Source organism: Psychrobacter sp. T6-1, from assembly GCF_052258445.1.
This window is the reverse complement of sequence record NZ_JBQQFC010000327.1, coordinates 1-2490: the sequence shown is the minus strand read 5'-3', so window position 1 is coordinate 2490 and position 2490 is coordinate 1. Positions and strand designations below refer to the sequence as shown.

Genomic DNA, 2490 nt, shown 5'->3' with positions numbered 1-2490 from the left:
ACTGAAATAAATAGTTAAATAATTAGACGGCTCGTAAACTGTGTCCAAACCGCCTAACTATATTTAACCGTTACTACGTTGCTTAAAAGTTGAAAAAACAAACTTGAGAAGTTTCACATGAAACAAAGTTGATTTTCATGTTCATAAAGGTGCCCTACTTCTGCTCTTCTAAGGCCTGTTTGAGCGTCGGTTGTTTAAACTTATAGCCGGCGTCCTGTAGTGCTTGTGGCAATACTTTTTGACCATCGATAAGTAAGGTCGACATCTCACCAAACATCAGCTTGAGCAAAAATTCTGGTAGAGTAAAGATCGTTGGGCGATGTAGCCAGGCGCCAAAGGTTTTGGTAAAGGTATGATTGCTCACAGGATTGGGTGCGGTTAAGTTGTAGACGACAGCAGGTGTATCAGTAGTTGTCTTAATCGCATTGTTCTGCGTTACTTGGCTACTAGCGGCATTATTTAGATGCTGCTCAATAATAAATATCGTAGCCCCTACCCAGTCCTCACGACTGATCCAGCTCATGATTTGCTGGCCATCACCCAGTTGTCCACCAACACCCATTTTAAATGGCAGCATCAGTTTATCCAGCATACCGCCGTCAGGATGCATCACTACGCCCGTACGTACAATGGCGACAGGTACACCATAGGCAGTCGCTTTGAGCGCGAGTTGCTCCCACGTGTCACAAAGTTTATGAGCAAAATCTGTCTTGTAGTCGCTGCTCTCAGTTAATGGCTTGTCGCCTTGGGTGCCATACCAGCCAATCGCTGAGCCACTCACCATCAGTTTAGGCTTGGTGCTACTACGAGCAACGTATTCCAGTAATGATTCGGTTGGTTTCACGCGGCTGGCGAGCAATTGCTCTTTGCGCTCATCGCTCCAGCGCGAGTCGGCGATACCTGCTCCTGCTAAATTCAATATCACATCGAAGCTATCATCGCTCTTAGCAAGCTCATCATAGCTCATCATACTGACGCGGCTTGGATGCGCTTGCGTACTATCACGAGTGAGCCAAGTAACATGCACCTCTTTATCGTCGCCTTGATAACGGCTGATGATCTCTTGACTAAAAGCACTACCCAAAAACCCTGAACCACCGCTGATTAAAATCTTCATCATATCTTCCTTATTCGTTATGATTTGTGCGTTATCTATGTTTGCTATAAGCACTATCTTTATCAATATCCTGTGCTTTTCTAGCGCTATTGTCAAAACAGCTTTTGGTGAGTTTAGGTAAGGTTAAGTAGCCCGCTACTATAGAACTCGTACCGCCAAACACCCCACCAATGAGCATAAATCCGAGTAAAACGCCAACTTCTAATAAAGATCCGATACCTAGGTATAGCACGATAAAAGCCACGTAGAATGCTGATACTAAAAACCCTGTCAAAAAAGTAATCTCTGTAGCATTTTTTGCGCTTTGCTTAAGCCTGATAAAGGCTAATATACAAGCGGTTATAAATGCGGGTAAACACCCAAATAGTCCAACGAATATTAAAGGTTGAAACCCTATCTGCGCAAAGCTCGCCTCTCTAAAAACAACCAAAACAATAAGCTCTGCTATGAGTCCACTGATGACACTACCAAATCCTGAAAATAATAGGACAACCTGTAAATAAGGATAAGCGCTATTGTCTATATTCATTATATTTACCCTAAAAAGTGAGTCGTTCATTTAGTATAAATATAGCGTTGGTAGTGACAATGAATTAACTACGAATTCACTATGGATAATATATAGAACTTTATTTTATTAGTTTCTGTCAAAACAGAAAACAGTACTCAAATTTTTTATTTTAAATAACACAGTTTCACTATTAGCGTAAAACCTTTTTAATACTAGCGCCTAGTTTTAGTACCTTTTTTAGTATATTGGTCGGTAGTTTGAGCATCTCAGATGACCAAGTTGTGAGCGTGCTGACGAACTCTTGCGTATCACGGATACGAGCTTTTACTTCGCTATTCTCATGTTCAAACTCAGGACTATTCATCAGCTCTTGCAAGAATTGAACGGTCGGGTCCAGCTCACGCTTTTGCCGCTGGGCGACGATGATACGCGCCAGCTCCCAGACATCAGTATTGGTCGTAAAGTGATCGCGGCGATCGCCTAATATCGACACCTTTTGCACCAATCCCCAGTTCTGTAGCTCTTTGATGCTGTTAGAGACGTTTGAGCGTGCCACGCCTAGTGTTCCAGTGATTTCTTCGGCATTTAACGGCTTGCCAATGACATAAAGCAAAGCATGAATCTGTGACATCGTACGGTTAACGCCCCATTTAGAGCCCATTTCGCCCCAATGTAAGATAAATTTTTCGGTGACAGGGTTTAGTTTCATAATAAATAAATACTCTTAACTTTTATGAGTTCTTTGAATCTATACTGCGCTATTCTTTTATTTCTGTCAACACTGAAATTAAAGAATACACTTTTTTATTTAACGGTCTCTGTTTCACGCTATATAGCCAGTCCAATATAAAAAAGATACAGC

The 2490-nt window shown here is 41.7% G+C and carries 3 protein-coding genes; all 3 read right to left on the bottom strand.

Going from position 1 to position 2490, the window contains the following annotated elements:
- Positions 1–154: 154 nt before the first annotated feature.
- Entirely contained in the window at positions 155–1120 is a 966-nt protein-coding gene (locus ACTXGO_RS12325; RefSeq protein ID WP_435949921.1) for a TIGR01777 family oxidoreductase, read from the bottom strand.
- 28 nt (positions 1121–1148) lie between these two features.
- Positions 1149–1646, bottom strand: a complete 498-nt coding sequence (locus tag ACTXGO_RS12320; RefSeq protein WP_435949922.1) for a hypothetical protein — start codon at positions 1644–1646, stop codon at positions 1149–1151.
- 172 nt (positions 1647–1818) lie between these two features.
- Complete coding sequence (locus ACTXGO_RS12315) at positions 1819–2337, bottom strand: GbsR/MarR family transcriptional regulator (RefSeq protein WP_435949923.1); 519 nt, start codon at positions 2335–2337, stop codon at positions 1819–1821.
- Positions 2338–2490: the final 153 nt, after the last annotated feature.

Coding starts and splice junctions, on each gene's coding strand:
- ACTXGO_RS12325 (WP_435949921.1), bottom strand. CDS start 1,120: ATGATGAAGATTTTAATCAGCGGTGGTTCAGGGTTTTTGGGTAGTGCT.
- ACTXGO_RS12320 (WP_435949922.1), bottom strand. CDS start 1,646: ATGAATATAGACAATAGCGCTTATCCTTATTTACAGGTTGTCCTATTA.
- ACTXGO_RS12315 (WP_435949923.1), bottom strand. CDS start 2,337: ATGAAACTAAACCCTGTCACCGAAAAATTTATCTTACATTGGGGCGAA.